The organism is Serratia nematodiphila DZ0503SBS1 (genome assembly GCF_000738675.1).
Lineage (GTDB): Bacteria > Pseudomonadota > Gammaproteobacteria > Enterobacterales > Enterobacteriaceae > Serratia > Serratia nematodiphila.
On the sequence record NZ_JPUX01000001.1, the window covers coordinates 4,148,898 to 4,164,527 of the forward strand.

15 protein-coding genes are annotated in these 15,630 nt (G+C 60.2%); 7 read left to right on the top strand and 8 right to left on the bottom strand.

Annotated elements, in window-relative coordinates; all coding sequences use genetic code 11:
• The first annotated feature begins 212 nt into the window (after nt 1-212).
• The gene (locus JL05_RS19215; RefSeq protein WP_033633366.1) at nt 213-1,766 is read left to right on the top strand and encodes a peptide MFS transporter; all 1,554 of its coding nucleotides are present in this window, start codon (nt 213-215) and stop codon (nt 1,764-1,766) included.
• A gap of 49 nt (nt 1,767-1,815) precedes the next feature.
• Here JL05_RS19215 and JL05_RS19220 read toward each other — a convergent pair whose 3' ends face one another.
• Genes JL05_RS19220 through JL05_RS19235 form a run of 4 tightly spaced genes read right to left on the bottom strand, consistent with a single transcriptional unit; the run spans nt 1,816 to nt 3,377 of the window.
• On the bottom strand, nt 1,816-2,214 hold the full coding sequence (locus JL05_RS19220; RefSeq protein ID WP_033633367.1) for a VOC family protein: 399 nt from the start codon (nt 2,212-2,214) through the stop codon (nt 1,816-1,818).
• Nucleotides 2,205-2,633, bottom strand: coding sequence for a YeeE/YedE family protein (locus tag JL05_RS19225; protein ID WP_033633368.1), 429 nt, complete (start codon nt 2,631-2,633; stop codon nt 2,205-2,207). The genes JL05_RS19220 and JL05_RS19225 overlap by 10 nt, the downstream gene beginning before the upstream one ends.
• A gap of 2 nt (nt 2,634-2,635) precedes the next feature.
• Nucleotides 2,636-3,070 (bottom strand): YeeE/YedE family protein, encoded by a 435-nt coding sequence (locus tag JL05_RS19230; protein ID WP_033633369.1) that lies wholly within the window; start codon nt 3,068-3,070, stop codon nt 2,636-2,638.
• A complete protein-coding gene (locus JL05_RS19235) occupies nt 3,060-3,377 on the bottom strand; it encodes an ArsR/SmtB family transcription factor (protein ID WP_004927863.1) in 318 nt (105 codons plus the stop codon). The genes JL05_RS19230 and JL05_RS19235 overlap by 11 nt, the downstream gene beginning before the upstream one ends.
• 135 nt (nt 3,378-3,512) lie before the next feature.
• Between JL05_RS19235 and JL05_RS19240 the strand changes: the two genes are divergently transcribed.
• Nucleotides 3,513-4,313 (top strand): AraC family transcriptional regulator, encoded by an 801-nt coding sequence (locus JL05_RS19240; RefSeq protein ID WP_033633370.1) that lies wholly within the window; start codon nt 3,513-3,515, stop codon nt 4,311-4,313.
• On the opposite strand, the gene leuA is transcribed toward JL05_RS19240, so the two are convergent.
• Nucleotides 4,264-5,952 (bottom strand): 2-isopropylmalate synthase, encoded by a 1,689-nt coding sequence (gene leuA / locus JL05_RS19245; RefSeq protein ID WP_033633371.1) that lies wholly within the window; start codon nt 5,950-5,952, stop codon nt 4,264-4,266. The genes JL05_RS19240 and leuA overlap by 50 nt on opposite strands.
• A 210-nt stretch (nt 5,953-6,162) precedes the next feature.
• On the opposite strand from leuA, the gene JL05_RS19255 reads away from it, so the two are divergent.
• Both JL05_RS19255 and JL05_RS19260 read left to right on the top strand, forming a co-directional pair.
• The gene (locus JL05_RS19255; RefSeq protein ID WP_004927872.1) at nt 6,163-6,540 is read left to right on the top strand and encodes a MysB family protein; all 378 of its coding nucleotides are present in this window, start codon (nt 6,163-6,165) and stop codon (nt 6,538-6,540) included.
• A gap of 33 nt (nt 6,541-6,573) precedes the next feature.
• Complete coding sequence (locus tag JL05_RS19260; protein WP_033633373.1) at nt 6,574-7,119, top strand: GNAT family N-acetyltransferase; 546 nt, start codon at nt 6,574-6,576, stop codon at nt 7,117-7,119.
• A gap of 6 nt (nt 7,120-7,125) precedes the next feature.
• Here JL05_RS19260 and JL05_RS19265 read toward each other — a convergent pair whose 3' ends face one another.
• From JL05_RS19265 to mdoG, 3 genes are all read right to left on the bottom strand, one after another.
• Nucleotides 7,126-7,371, bottom strand: coding sequence for a YceK/YidQ family lipoprotein (locus tag JL05_RS19265; RefSeq protein WP_033633374.1), 246 nt, complete (start codon nt 7,369-7,371; stop codon nt 7,126-7,128).
• A 163-nt stretch (nt 7,372-7,534) separates the two neighbouring features.
• Nucleotides 7,535-10,093, bottom strand: a complete 2,559-nt coding sequence (gene mdoH, locus JL05_RS19270) for a glucans biosynthesis glucosyltransferase MdoH (protein WP_016928223.1) — start codon at nt 10,091-10,093, stop codon at nt 7,535-7,537.
• A complete protein-coding gene (mdoG, locus tag JL05_RS19275) occupies nt 10,086-11,654 on the bottom strand; it encodes a glucans biosynthesis protein MdoG (RefSeq protein WP_004927882.1) in 1,569 nt (522 codons plus the stop codon). The genes mdoH and mdoG overlap by 8 nt, the downstream gene beginning before the upstream one ends.
• A gap of 259 nt (nt 11,655-11,913) precedes the next feature.
• Between mdoG and mdoC the strand changes: the two genes are divergently transcribed.
• The 3 genes from mdoC (at nt 11,914) to JL05_RS19290 (ending at nt 15,566) form a co-directional block, all read left to right on the top strand.
• A complete protein-coding gene (mdoC, locus tag JL05_RS19280; RefSeq protein WP_033633375.1) occupies nt 11,914-13,044 on the top strand; it encodes a glucans biosynthesis protein MdoC in 1,131 nt (376 codons plus the stop codon).
• 292 nt (nt 13,045-13,336) lie between these two features.
• Entirely contained in the window at nt 13,337-13,561 is a 225-nt protein-coding gene (locus JL05_RS19285) for a hypothetical protein (protein ID WP_033633376.1), read from the top strand.
• 283 nt (nt 13,562-13,844) lie between these two features.
• Entirely contained in the window at nt 13,845-15,566 is a 1,722-nt protein-coding gene (locus JL05_RS19290; protein ID WP_015377414.1) for a potassium/proton antiporter, read from the top strand.
• The last annotated feature ends 64 nt before the right edge of the window (nt 15,567-15,630 follow it).

Genomic DNA, 15,630 nt, shown 5'->3' on the forward strand with positions numbered 1-15,630 from the left:
AACGACCAGTTATCAAATGGTTAAATAATATCACGCCAGATGTGAAACATCGGCCAAGTGAAGAAAAGGTCAGCACGCTTTCCACGGTTTATCAGCGTTGCAGCCACGGTGTTTGTCGGGTAATCCGCATTGGGCGGATCGCCTTTATTAAATACACATACATACCACAGTACGGGCTGCAGCCTTGCAGCGCCTTTTATTGGGAAATCGTTATGCAATCCTCTGTCAATAAGTCAGAAAGCCGGACCTTCTTCGGCCATCCCTATCCGCTGGGTTCTCTGTTCTTCACCGAAATGTGGGAGCGTTTCTCGTTCTACGGCATCCGTCCGCTGCTGATCCTGTTTATGGCCGCCACCGTGTACGACGGCGGTCTGGGTCTCGCGCGCGAGAACGCGTCGGCGATCGTCGGCATCTTCGCCGGCAGCATGTACCTGGCGGCACTGCCGGGCGGCTGGCTGGCGGACAACTGGCTCGGCCAACGCAAGGCCGTCTGGTACGGTTCGATCCTGATCGCGCTCGGCCACCTGTCGATCGCCCTGTCCGCGGTGATGGGCACCAACCTGTTCTTCATCGGCCTGATGTTCATCGTGCTCGGTTCCGGCCTGTTCAAGACCTGTATCTCGGTGATGGTCGGCACGCTTTACAAGAAAGGCGATGCGCGCCGCGATGGCGGTTTCTCGCTGTTCTACATGGGCATCAACATCGGCTCGTTCATCGCTCCGCTGATCTCCGGTTGGCTGATCAAGTCACACGGCTGGCACTGGGGCTTCGGCATCGGCGGTATCGGGATGCTGGTGGCGCTGGTGATCTTCCGGGTGTTCGCCGTCCCGGCGATGAAACGCTATGACCGCGAAGTGGGCCTGGACTCCACCTGGAACAGCCCGGTAGCGAAGAAAAAAGGCGTCGGCGCCTGGTTGCTGGCGCTGGCGGTCATCCTGGTGGCCGTCATCGTGCTGATCGCTCAGGGCACCATCGTCATCAATCCGGTCGAAGTGGCCAGCGTGCTGGTGTACGTGATCGCTGCGTCGGTCACCCTGTACTTCATCTATCTGTTCGCCTTTGCCGGCCTGAGCCGCAAAGAGCGCGCACGCCTGCTGGTGTGCTTCATCCTGCTGATCTCCGCTGCGTTCTTCTGGTCGGCGTTTGAGCAAAAACCGACCTCGTTCAATCTGTTCGCCAACGATTACACCAATCGCATGATTGGCGGCTTCGAGATCCCGGCGGTGTGGTTCCAGTCGATCAACGCCCTGTTCATCATCCTGCTGGCGCCGGTGTTCAGCTGGGCCTGGCCTGCGCTGGCACGCAATAACGTGCGTCCGAGCAGCATCACCAAGTTCGTGATCGGTATCCTGTGCGCCGCCGGCGGTTTCGGCCTTATGATGTTGGCCGCGCAGAATGTGCTGAGCAACGGCGGCGCCGGCGTATCGCCGATGTGGCTGGTGGGCAGTATCCTGATGCTGACGCTGGGTGAGCTGTGCCTGAGCCCGATCGGGCTGGCCACCATGACGCTGCTGGCGCCGGAGAGAATGCGCGGTCAGATGATGGGGCTGTGGTTCTGCGCCAGCGCGTTGGGCAACCTGGCGGCCGGTCTGATCGGCGGTCACGTCAAGGCCGACCAACTGGATATGCTGCCGGATCTGTTCGCCCGCTGCTCAGTCGCGTTGCTGATCTGCGCCGCCGTGCTTATCGTGCTGATCGTGCCGATTCGCCGCATGCTGGAAAATACCCAGTCCAAGAGCGCACAAAAGCCGGCGACCAGCGCCTGACGGATAAACCGTTTTATCTCGCAAACCGGCGCTCGATGCGCCGGTTTTTTTATGCCTGCCAGGCCTGGTGTTGCAATACCACCCGGTAGCCATCAGGATCTTCAAAGGTTTGCCCCGCCCGATCCCAATAGGGGTTATAGGCGGCGACCGCCAAGAACCCCGCCGCCCGCATCCGCTCACACGCGGCTCGCCATTCGTTCTCATCCGGCAGATAAAACACCAGCAGGTGATCCTGCGTCGGCGCTTGTCCAACCTGCACCCCACGATGCTGCGTGAACTCCAGATGGTAAGCATGCTGCGGATGCCCGATCATCATGCCGTCAAAGCCCAGATGATCGACAAACTCGCCCAGCCTTTCGAACCCCAGCCCACGGCAATACAGCGCGGCAATCTCTTGCAACCGATCTGTCGGGCGCGCGATGCGCAACACCGCTTTGGCTATCGACATGTACGCCTCCGCCTCATGATAATTTCATACAGCGCCATACCCGCCAGCATCGCCAACAGGAACGGCCACACCCGCTGCATCTCCGCCCCCGCCAACACCCAGGCCGGGCCGGGGCAAATCCCCGCGATGCCCCAGCCGATGCCAAACAGCGCGCTGCCCGCCAGCAAACGGCGATCCACACGCCCGGCGGCCGGGATCTGCAGCGGCTCGCCCAACAGGCTCCGCTCGCGTCGCCGCGCCCACAGGAAGGCCGGCGCCGCCACCGCGATCGCCCCAGCCATCACCAGCGCCAACGAGGGATCCCACGTGCCGGTAACGTCGAGAAACGCCAATACCTTGGCCGGATTGGCCATGCCGGCAATAATTAACCCCAGACCGAAAATCACGCCGCTCAGCAGCGCCAACAGCGTTTTAAGCATTTTCACCCCCCCAACGTGTGGCGCATCAGCCACACGGTCATAAAGCCCAGCAGCATAAACAACGCCGTGGCGGCCAGTGAACGCGGCGCCAACCGCGCGATGCCGCACACGCCGTGCCCGCTGGTGCAACCGCTGCCCAATCGAGTGCCCAAGCCCACCAACAGCCCTGCGGCCGCCAGCCAGCCGTTGCCAACCGAGATCTCACCGGATGGCAACGCCGCAGCGGCAGCATATAGCCAGGGGGAGAGCAGCAACCCGCCAATAAATGCGGCGCGCCAGCCCCGCTCCCGGCCGCCCGCGCTCAATAAACCGCCGGTAATGCCACTGATACCGGCGATCCGGCCGTTGAACAACAGCAGCAGCGCTACCGCGCCGCCGATAATGGCCCCGCCCGCCAACGCGGAATACGGCGTGAAGTGCTGCCAGTCAATGGTCATCGCGGTTCTCCGGCTGTGGGCAATACAGTTGATACAGGGTCGCGAGCAGCGCCAGCGCTTTGGCATCGGCCACCGCATAGTAAATCTGCTTGCCGGCTCGCCGGGTGGAGACCAACCCCTCCTCGCGCAGCACGCCAAGCTGTTGGGACAGCGTCGGCTGGCGGATATCCAGCGCCTGCGCCAGTTCGCTCACCGCCATCTCGCCCTGACTGAGCCGGCACAGCAGCAGCAGCCGATCTTCGTTGCCCAGGGTACGCAGCATCGCACCGGCCTGCGCCGCCGCCTTGCGCATCGCATCAATATCCATTGCCTCTCCATCAGTTTATAAAATCATATAATATAATTTTATAAACCATTTTGCCGTGCCGCGCCACAGACTGGTGTGAAACAGCGACGCATGGCATGCTGTCCTCCCTCTTTTGCCGCGCGGAGCCTGCTTACGATGCTGTTTTTTCACGACGTTCTGCCGCCCGATCGGCCTGTCCGGCCGTTAGCCAGGGATTATCGCCACGGCGACAGCGAGCCGGACCACTACCATAACTGCGCGCAGCTGATCCACAGCCTGAGCGGCGTGGTGCAGGTCACGACCCGGCTCGGCAGCTGGGTGGTGCCGCCCGGCCGCGGCGTCTGGGTGCCGGCGAAAGTGGTGCACAGCCTGCGTATCACCGGCCAGGTGGCGGCCAGGACGTTGTTCGTCGATCCGTTGGCGCGCGCCGATCTGCCGGCCCAATGCCAGGTAGTGCAGGTTTCCCCGCTGCTGCGCGAGTTGATTATCTGTGCGATGGAGATTGCGCCCGGCTACCCCAGCGGCGGGCGCGATGAGCGCGTGATGGAGCTGATTCTGGATGAGTTGCGAATGTTGCCGATCCTGCCGCTGCACCTGCCGGAACCTCGCGAAGCCTCGCTGCTCGCCCTGTGCCGCCATATCCAGGCCACGCTGGCGCAGCCCTGGACGCTGGAACAGGCTGCCGCTCATCTCAGCGTCAGCGGACGCACCCTGTCGCGACGCTTCCTGCGAGAAACCGGGCTGCATTTTAGCGACTGGGTGCGACGCGCCCGTTTGCTGGCGGCATTAAACGCGCTGGCGACCGGCCGCTCGGTGTTGGAAGTGGCGCTGGATCTCGGCTATGACAGCCCCAGCGCGTTCAGCGCCATGTTCCGCCGGCTGCTGGGAGTAGCACCCAGCGACTATTTCAGCCGGACTGCGCCGACGTTGGCGCCAGATAGCGCCCGGCGACGTTGAACAGCGCCTGCAGCGAGGCGCTGGCGGAGTCGACGTCGATGCCAACGCCATAAGTCGCCTCACCTTGCGGCAGCGTACAGCGAATATAAGCCACCGCTCGGCTATCGCTCTGATGCCCCAAGGTATGCTCGTGGTAATCCTCGATCGCCAGCGGCAAGCCGAAGCGCTGACGCAGCGCATCCACCGCGCTGGACAGCAGACCGTTGCCGGCCCCCTGCAGGCGCAGCGGCTCTCCCTCGCAGGCAACTCGCGCGTTGAAGCTGTATGCCTCTGCGCCATGGCTTTCCGTCTGGTAGCTTAACAGCTGCAAACGCGGCTGCTCCACCAGCCCGTAAGTATCGCGGAATAAGCGCCACAGCTGCGCGCCGCTCATTTCTTTGCCGCTGCCGTCGGTCGCGCGCTGCACCACCTGGCTGAAATCAATCTGCAAACCGCGCGGCAACGCCAGCCCATGATTCTGCTCCAACAGCCAGGCGGCGCCGCTTTTGCCGGACTGGCTGTTGACCCGGATCACCGCCTCATAGCTGCAACCGACATCGGCGGGATCGAGCGGCAGGTATGGCACCTGCCAGCGGCCATCTTGCCGCTGCCGCTGTGCGGCGAAACCTTTCTTGATCGCATCCTGATGCGAACCGGAGAAGGCGGTAAACACCAACTCGCCGGCATAAGGATGGCGAGGATGCACCGGCAGCTGATTGCACTGTTCCACCACCTCCACCACCTGCTTCAGGCGGCTGAAGTCGAGACCCGGCGCCACGCCCTGGGTATAGAGATTCAACGCCAGCGTGACCAGATCGACGTTGCCGGTGCGCTCTCCGTTGCCGAACAGGCAGCCTTCGACCCGATCGGCGCCGGCCAGCAAGGCCAGCTCCGCGCAGGCCACGCCGGTGCCGCGATCGTTATGCGGATGCACGCTGATCGCCACATCGGCGCGACGGCTGAAGTGACGGCAGAACCATTCGATCTGATCGGCATACACGTTGGGCGTGCTCACTTCCACCGTCGCCGGCAGGTTGATGATCATCGGCCGCTGCGGCCCCGGCTGCCAAACCTCCGCCACCGCTTCGCAGATCTCCAGCGCAAACTCTAACTCAGTAAAACAGAAGGTTTCCGGCGAATATTCGAAGCACCAGGCGGTATCGGGCTGCGCCTCGCACTGCCGGCGAATGCGCCGCGCGCCGTTCACCGCCAGCGCCACGGTCGCCGCCTTATCCTGGCGGAACACGATGTCGCGAAACATCGGCGCCGTGGCGTTATACAGATGCACGATAGCCCGCGGCGCCCCCTGCAGCGCCTCGAAGGTGCGATCGATCAGATCGTCGCGCGACTGCGTCAGCACCTGGATCGTGACGTCGTCCGGGATCAGCCGCTCGTCGATCAGCGTGCGTACAAAGTCGAAATCCGTTTGCGACGCCGAAGGGAACGCCACCTCGATCTCTTTGAAACCACACTGCAACAACAATTGATAGAATTCGCGCTTGCGCGCGTTATCCATCGGCTCCGCCAGCGCCTGGTTGCCGTCGCGCAGATCGCTGGAGCACCAGCGCGGCGCCTGCCGCAGCGTACGCGCAGGCCATTGGCGGTCCGGCAACGCCACCGGCGGGAACGGTCGGTATTTGCTTGAAGGGTCGATTAACATGGGCTTCTCCTGACGCCAGAGTGAACGATAGCGTCATTATTTCCCGCCATCGCCTCCTCTTCTCCCGCTTTGCGGACAACCATCGTCGCAAAGCGGACAACAAAAAAATTTGCATCCTGCGCCAGTGAGACAACAATTAGTTTTGACGTTTTCCCCCACCGCGCCGGCAATGCGCCGGACGCTTTACTCTCATTGTCAACGGAGGCGAACATGAGCCTGTATGCAACCCTGGAAGAAGCCATCGAGGCCGCACGCGAAGAGTTTATCGACACCGCCGAAGGCGGCAGCGGTGACGAACCGCCGGTGCCCCAGCAGTTCAATCTGCAAAAGTACGTGATGCAGGATGGCGACACGATGTGGCAGGCGGAGTTCTTCGAAGAAGAAGGAGAGGCGGTAGAATGTCTGACGCTGCGCAGCGGTGCGGCGGCGCAGGCGATCTTCGACGGTGACTACGACGAGGTGGAAATTACCGCCGAATGGATAGATGAAAACACCCTGTACGAATGGGAGGAAGGCGACTTTCAGCTCGAACCGCCGCTGGATACCGAAGAAGGCCAGGCCGCAGCCGATGAGTGGGATGAACGTTAACCCGCACCACGCTTTCATCGCCAAGGAGGCCGCATGATTATTCGCCGGGCACGCCCTACCGACTACCCCGCCATTTTGCAGCTACAGGGGGAAAACGTGCCGGAAGCGCTCGACGAGCGCCAAAAACGGCAGGGATTTATCGTATCGCGCATGAATGAGGCGCAGCTGGCGGCGATCAACCGCGGCATCGGCATATGGGTGGCCGAACAGGAGAACCAACTGGCGGGGTTTGTTTGCCTGATGCCCGCCGACGTGCAACCGCGCCCGCCGGTGGTGGAGGCGATGCTGGTGACGCTCGCCACGCAATCCTTCGCCGGACGGCCGCTGAGTGAGCAGCGGGTATTTCTCTACGGCCCCGTCTGCCTCGCCGCCGCCTGGCGCGGCAAAGGCGTGCTGAAGCGCCTCTACGCCGCGGTCAAAGCGCATACCTGCCATGACTATGACGTGGGCGCGTTGTTTATCGACGACGACAATCCGCATTCGTTGGCCGCTCACGTGCAAGGGTTGGGGATGACGGCGCTGGCGCCTTTCCATTGCGGGCAGCAAGGCTATCAGCTGGTGGTGTTCGCCACCCGCTGAACGAAATTACTCGTAGGGGCCATGCTGCGCATCAAACGGCAGCATAAAGGTGTCCACCACCATCGACAGCGGGACGTCTATCACCGTGACGTAGCGCCAGGGCGTGTCACGCAGATCCCACTGCACGCCGGGATAGTACTGGTGGCCATGCCCCGCACCGGGCACGGTGCGGCTGATAATGCTGCCGCAGCCGGTGAGTGTCATCACACCGGCCGTCACGCAGGCCAGCCGAAGATAGGGAGAGAGCTTCACGACATTGACTCTGAGCAAGGGGTTGTTTCGCGAGTGAACAACGCATCGGCCGCAGTCTATCACAGTTCCCTTTCTCCACCGGTACCGGCGCACGTAAGCAAAAGGTAAAAAAAACGGGGAATGCGCCATGCGCATTCCCCGTCTGAGCGTTGCCGATTAGCAATTAACGCCGGCCCGTAGGGTGCGCCAGCGGGTTGTGCGGCAACTGCTGATAATGCTCACGCCAGGCGGCGCCTTCCGGCAACAGCCAGACGCGCTGATGCAAACGAGCCAGCGTGACCGGATCGCTCAGCAGCTCCAGGCGTTTGCCCTTCACCAGCTTCTCAGGCCCCAACTGCAGCGCTTCGTTCACCCGCTCCTCACGATTGCGATCGAGCGTCGCGCGCAGATGGTGACGCGCCGTCGCCAACGCCGTCGCCAGCGCATTGAAGGATGGATTGACCACCGCATGCATAAAGCCGTTGGTCAGCGCGCGGTTGCGGTTGAGATGCAGATATTCTTCCGTCGCCAACAGCTCACGCGGCGGATTGTACTCTTCCGGGATCAGGAACAGCTTGGCGCGTTTGCTTTTCATGCCCAGCGTTGCGCGGCTCGACAACACCGACACAAACGGCGACAGGATCAGCGAGAACACGATCGGCGCCAACCACCACAGGAAGCGCAGATCCAGCCACGCCATGCCGCCGGCCCACACCAGGCCCAGCAACATCTGCGAGCCATGGCGGCGGAACGCTTCGCCCCACGGCGTATCATCATCGTCACGCTGCGGCGAATTCCACACCACTTCCCAACCGAGGAAGGCGCTCACCACGAACACGGTATGGAACAGCATGCGCACCGGTGCCAGCAGCACCGAGAACAGCATTTCCATCAGCATCGAAATGAACAGACGGAACGCCCCGCCGTATTCTTTCGCGCCCTTGGCCCAGATCAGCACAATACTGAGCAACTTCGGCAGGAACAGCAGCACCAGCGTGGTGGAGAACAGCGCTATCGCCAGCTCGGGCCGCCACTGCGGCCAGACCGGGAACAGCTGCCGTGGCTGCAGGAAGTATTGCGGCTCCATCAGCGTATGCACCACCTGCAATGCGGTGGAGAGCGCCAGGAACATAAACCACAGCGGCGCCGACAGGTAGGACATGACACCGGTAAGGAACACCGCGCGGTGCACCGGGTGCATGCCTTTCACCAGGAACAGGCGGAAGTTCATCAGGTTGCCGTGACACCAGCGACGGTCGCGCTTCAGCTCGTCCAGCAGGTTTGGCGGCAGCTCTTCATAACTGCCCGGCAGATCGTAAGCGATCCACACGCCCCAGCCGGCGCGGCGCATCAGCGCCGCTTCAACGAAGTCGTGCGACAGGATAGACCCGGCGAAAGAGCCCTCGCCCGGCAGCGGCGCCAGCGCACAGTGCTCGATAAACGGCTTCACGCGGATGATGGCGTTGTGCCCCCAGTAGTGCGACTCGCCCAGCTGCCAGAAATGCAGGCCGGCGGTGAACAACGGCCCGTAAACGCGGGTGGCGAACTGCTGCACGCGCGCATACAGGGTATCCATGCCGGACGCCTTCGGCGCCGACTGGATGATGCCGGCGTTCGGGTTGGCTTCCATCAGGCGCACCAGCCCGGTGAGGCATTCGCCGCTCATCACGCTGTCGGCATCCAGGATCACCATGTAGCTGTACTCACCGCCCCAGCGACGGCAGAAGTCGTCGATGTTGCCACTCTTGCGTTTGACGCGGCGGCGGCGGCGGCGATAGAAGATGCGGCCGTGGCCATCGACATCGCGGCACAGCTCCATCCACGCCTTTTGCTCGGCCACGCAGATGTCCGGATCGTAGCTGTCGCTCAGCACGTAGATATCGAAGTGTTCCAGCTGACCGGTCGCGGCGACGGACTCATAGGTCGCACGCAGGCCGGCGAACACGCGTTCGACGTCTTCGTTGCAGATCGGCATGATCAGCGCAGTGCGGTGCGCCGGGTTGATCGGCTCATCGCCCTTGATGGTGGAGGAAATGCTGTATTTGTCCTTGCCGATCAGCAGCTGCAGGAAGCCCATCAGCGCGGTCCAGAAACCGGCCGAGACCCAGCAGAACAGTACGGCGAACAGGATCAGAATGCCGGTTTGCAGCACATACGGCAGCAGCTGCAACACCGACTGCATCAGATCCTGATCCAGCATGGCGATAGGATCGATCAGCGCCCAGCCCTGGTAAGGCAAGATGGTTTTCATGTACCAGGTGGCGATGCCGGTTTGCACCAGCATCAGCACCAGCAGCACATAGCGGCGCATGGAGCCGACGGTACGCCAGCGGTTCTCGGCCTCGGCCTCCTCTTTGGTGGCGTGCCGATTGTGCGGCGACCGCCCCAGCAGAGAATCCCAGAAGCGCGCCACCGGGTTGGTGCGCCAGGCTTCCGGGAACATGGTGGTGCGTTTGATCGGCGGCGTCGCCTTCAGAATGGCGCGCCCTTCGGCATCGGTATCGAAGTCGTCATCGCTGACCGCATCCGGCCAGGCGTTTTCGATACGCGGTTTGACCGAGGCCAGCGCCACGTCATCCGCCGACAGGCTATTGACGTTGGCGTCGGCGGCGCCCATCTGCCGATGGAGCGCCTCCAGTGCCTGAGCGTCATCCGCCGTTTGAGGGTTGAGCGCCTCCGACCGCTCGGCGGTCAGAGGCAGCGCCGCAAGATAATCCTGGGCGGGTTGAGTAGGCTTATTCATTGGCAGGTAGCTGATAGCTCCAGGTTTCCGACAGAGTCTTATCGCCATTGACCAGCGCCGCACGCATTTCTACCGGCTTCTTGTCGTCTTTCACTTTCAGACGCACCGTCAGGCGCCAGCCTTTGGTCACTGGGTTATAGCGGACGTTGTTTTCTACCATCTCACCGTTGTCGCCGATGCTGATCTGAGAGGCGACCGGGGTATTGGCGTCCAGCCCTTTCAGCACCGGGCCAACGAAGTCGACCAGGAAGGCCACGCTGCCGTCTGGCTCGCGGATCAGGTTGGACTGCTTCACGTCGCCGGTCGAACGCATGGTACGGGCCACATAGGCGATATCTTGCGAATGCAGTTTGTCTTCATCGCGGGTGAAGTTCAAACGGTAGCTCAGCGTCAGCGGCTTTTTGGCTTCCGGCAAGGTATCCGGCGTCCAGAACGCGACGATGTTGTCGTTGGTTTCATCCGCCGTCGGGATCTCCACCAGTTCGACCTTGCCTTTGCCCCAGTCGCCCTTCGGTTCGATCCAGGCGCTCGGACGCAGATCGTAGCGATCGTCCAGATCTTCGTAATCCTTGAAGTTGCGGCCGCGCTGCAGCAGACCGAAGCCTTTCGGATTCTCGACGGTATAGGTGCTGACGGACAGGTGTTTAGGATTGTTCAGCGGACGCCAGATCCACTCGCCGTTGCCGGCGTGGATAGACAGACCGTTGGAATCGTGCAACGCCGGGCGGTAGTTCAGCGTCGGCGACGGCTGGTTCGGCCCGAACAGGTACATGCTGGTCAGCGGCGCCAGGCCCAGTTTGCCCACCTTGTCGCGCAGGAACACTTTAGACTCGACGTCCACGGTGGTATCGCGGCCCGGGATCACCGTGAAACGGTAAGCGCCGGTGGCGCGCGGGGAATCCAGCAGCGCATAGATCACCAGGTGCTTGTCGCCCTGCTTCGGACGCTCAACCCAGAATTCGCGGAAACGCGGGAACTCTTCGCCGGACGGCAAAGCGGTGTCGATAGCCAGGCCGCGAGCGGAAAGCCCGTAAACCTGTCCTTTACCCACCACGCGGAAATAGCTCGCGCCCAGCAGGCTCATGATCTCATCGTTTTTGTCGGCGCTGTTGATCGGATAAAGCACCTTAAAACCGGCAAAGCCGAGGTTTTTCACCGATTCAGGGTCGTGTTTGACCGAACCGAAGTTGAAGTAATCCGGGCTGTACTTGATCTGTTTTACGCTGGTGGAGGTGACTTCGTTGATTTTCACCGGCGTATCGAAGTACATCCCCTGATGATAAAACTCAAGCTTGAAAGGGGTTTTCAGCTTGCTCCAATAGGCTTTATCGTGATTGAACTGAATCTGCTGATAGTCTGCGAACTTCATCTCGCGGAACTGAGAAGGAAGGTTGCTCTTCGGGGCTTCGAAACCTTTCGCCGCCAGATCCTGCGCCTGCTTGGCGACATCATCAATAGAAAAGGCCCAAGCCGGCGAACTGAACAGCGTGAACAATACGGTCGCACCTAACCAACGAACGCTCGCGGCGCGTGGTTGTCCGGATAATATATTAACTAGCACATCCCCCCCTATTCGTGTGCTCAAAGCATTTAAATCCATATTAATGGATTACTCAGCTTTCCGACAACATGATAAATGGATGGTTCATGTTTACGGCTCATTGTTTAAGCAGCTGATGGAACACCAGCGTAGCAAGCCGCGCAACAAGACGCTATGGAAAAATGCGGGGGGCTATAGTAGGGTTCCGGATAACAATTTAACGTTTGACGACTTATTAAGCGTGTTAATGAGCACCCGATTAAATCACCAGCGGTAATCTATGACTAAAGGCAGCAAACAGCGCGAGTTTTTCCTCGACTCCATCAGAGCCTATTTGATGTTGCTCGGCATTCCGTTTCACCTCTCCCTCATTTATTCCAGCCACGCCTGGGCGGTGAACAGCGCGTCGCCCTCCTTTTCGCTCACGGTGCTGAACGACTTCATCCACGCCTTCCGCATGCAGGTGTTCTTCGTGATATCCGGCTACTTCTCCTACATGCTTTACGAGCGCTACGAGCGGCACCAGTGGCTGAAGGTCAGGCTGGAGCGGGTGGCGATCCCGCTGTTGAGCTCCATCCCGCTGATCACGGTGCCGCAGTTTTTCATGCTGAAATATTTCACCGACAAATTAAACGGCTGGGATGAATTTTCTCTCTATCAGAAAATAAATGTAACAGTTTGGGAATTGGTTTCTCATCTGTGGTTCTTATTGACGCTGTCATTGTTAACCTGCGCCTGTTTTTATCTGTTCCGTAAAATCAAGCGGCAAACCCGTGAACATATTCCAACGCTAATAAACAGAATGCGTGGATTAGGAAACATCTCACTGTATTTCTTTATTTATGCGGTATGCTACTCGGCCGCGCACCGCATTATTTTAATTTTCGCCCCGCAGCTATTATCCAACGGCCTGTTCAATTTCGTGGTGATGGAGACGATGTTCTACCTGCCGTTCTTCCTCCTCGGCGCCTATGCGTTTAAGTATGTGTGGCTTAAGGAGATTTTTCTGCGCCGCTCGCCGCTGGCGCTGCTCGGTTCGCTGCTGCTGTTTATCGCATATATGCTGAACCAAAAGCTGTTGGCGCACAGCAGCTATATGTTCGAGCTGGAAGTGGTGATCAAAACCCTAATGGGGATCCTGATGACCAACGTCGTGTTCTCTTTCGGGCATAACCTGCTGAATTATCACTCTCCGCGCATCACCTATCTGGTCAACGCCTCGCTGTTTATATATCTGGTGCACCATCCGCTGACCCTGATATATGGCGCTTTCGTGACGCCGTATATCGGCAACAACCTGTTGGGATTCTTGCTGGGCCTGCTGTTTGTGTTCTCTCTGGCCTTCGCGCTATATGAACTGCACAAGCGCATTCCGGCGCTGCGCTTCCTGTTCTCCGGCAAACCACAATAACCTTGCCCCCTGTTTGCAGGGGGGCTTCTGTCATATTGCCGCCGCGTAAAAAGCCTATACTGGTCGTTTGCATGCAGAGCACGCATTGCTCAGCCTGGCGTCGCCCGTTAGGGCAAAGTGATACGGCTGCATAGATAACCTAGCCGTTATAACTGCAATGCATAAGTAGAAATCCGGATCCCTGCCTTACGGTAGTGATTGGGCTCAACACCCCCGAAGGGCTGCGCGATCGTTTAATTTATTCGATGGCGTTAGCTGCATCTCCCTTCCGTCACGACAGAGAGGATTTTGAATGACCGATAAGAACACCCCGGCTCAAGAAGCCGTAGCGGAAAACGCCACCCTGCTGAAGATCCTCGGCAGGTTGCTGTCCGCGCTGGACGCTTCGATCAGCGGCAAAGAACGCAGCGTTTTGGTCGCTGAGCTTTCCAACTTCAATCTCGACGGCATTTCTGAAGCGGAAAGCAAGCTGGCCACCGAGCTGATCAAACGGGCACTGGAATCGCTCGATCATTAATCCTACCGCGCCTGCAAACCATTAAGCCTGCCTGCGCGGGCTTAATGGTTTTTCCCACCGTGCAAACCCGGCATTGTTGCCAAAACCGAAATACAGCAGCCTGATAATGTTGGATAAAAGGCAGAATTTCCCCTCTTCCCCTCACTTTCTTAGTTTAATCGCACCAACGGGCAATAATTGATCGATTGTTTTCGCAATCAGCCTTGGCGTTTTACCCACTAAACACGTTATCATCGAAACACGCGCAGTGCCCCCTATCCCCCAGCCTAAGGAGAGCAATATTTTGGATGCCAGCACCATTAACAGCTTGTTCGTCATCGGTGCCGTGCTGGTGGGGGCAAGCATTCTGCTCAGCTCATTTTCTTCCCGGCTCGGCATTCCGATCCTGGTGATCTTCCTGGCGATCGGCATGTTGGCCGGCGTCGATGGCCCCGGCGGCATCGTCTTCAGCAATTACCCGGTCGCTTATCTGGTCAGCAACCTCGCGTTGGCGGTGATCCTGCTCGACGGCGGCATGCGTACCCGGGTCAGCTCTTTCCGCGTAGCCCTGTGGCCGGCACTCTCTCTCGCCACCGTCGGCGTAGTGATCACCGCCGGCCTGACCGGCATGGCCGCCGCCTGGCTGTTCAATCTCGATCTGCTGCAGGGGCTGCTGATCGGCGCCATCATCGGTTCCACCGACGCCGCCGCGGTCTTCTCTCTTTTGGGGGGCAAAGGTTTGAACGAACGCGTCAGCGCCACGCTGGAGATCGAATCCGGCAGCAACGATCCGATGGCGGTGTTTCTCACCATCACGCTGATTGCGATGATCGCCGCCGGGGAAACCGCACTGAGCTGGACCTTCCCGCTGCATCTGATGCAGCAGTTCGGCATGGGCATCGTCTTCGGTCTGGGCGGCGGCTGGCTGCTGCTGACGCTGATCAACCACATCAAACTGGCGGACGGCCTCTATCCGCTGCTGGCGGTAAGCGGCGGTATTCTTATTTTCGCGCTGACCACCGCGCTGGACGGCAGCGGCATTCTGGCGGTGTATCTGTGCGGCCTGCTGCTGGGCAACCGGCCGATCCGCAACCGTCACGGCATCGTACAAACCTTCGATGGCCTCGCCTGGCTCAGCCAGATCGGCATGTTTCTGGTGCTCGGGCTGCTGCTCAACCCGCACGAGCTGCTGCCGATCGCCATCCCTGCCCTGCTGCTGTCGCTGTGGATGATCCTGTTCGCCCGCCCGCTGTCGGTGTTTATCGGCCTGCTGCCGTTCCGCAGCTTTACCCTGCGCGAGCGCGGCTTTATTTCCTGGGTCGGCCTGCGCGGCGCGGTGCCGGTGATCCTGGCGGTGTTCCCGATGATGGCCGGGCTGCCCAATGCCCAGCTGTTCTTCAACGTGGCGTTCTTCGTGGTGCTGGTCTCCCTGCTGCTGCAGGGCACCACACTGTCGTTCGCCGCCAAAAAAGCCAAGGTGATCGTGCCGCCGGCGCTGACGCCGATCTCCCGCGTTGGGCTGGACGTGCACCCGGAAAACCAGTGGGAACAGTTCGTGTATCAGCTTTCGGCGGAAAACTGGTGCGTCGGCGCGGCGCTGCGTGAGCTGAAAATGCCGCCCAATACCCGCATCGCCGCCCTGTTCCGTGGCAAAGAGTTGCTGCATCCTAGCGGCAGTACCCGGCTGCGGGAGAACGATATTCTGTGCGTCATCGGCCATGAGCACGATCTGCCGATCCTCGGCAAGCTGTTCAGCCAGGCGCCGGCCGTGACGCTCGACGAACGCTTCTTCGGCGACTTTATCCTGCAATCCGACGCCCGTTTAAGCGACATCTCGCAGGTTTATGGTCTCAATCTGCAAGACGACGTCGACGAGCAGCAGACGCTGGGGCAGTTCGTCATTCAGCTGATCGGCGGTGAACCGGTGATCGGCGACCAGGTGGAATGGGACGGCCTGACCTGGACCATTGCCGAAATGGACGGCAATCAAGTCAGCAAGATAGGCGTCCGAATCGTAACCGACTGACGCTACCGCGGGCGGCTTTACACGATGAGGGAACTTCTGGCCTTAAGAACGTTCTTAATCACTA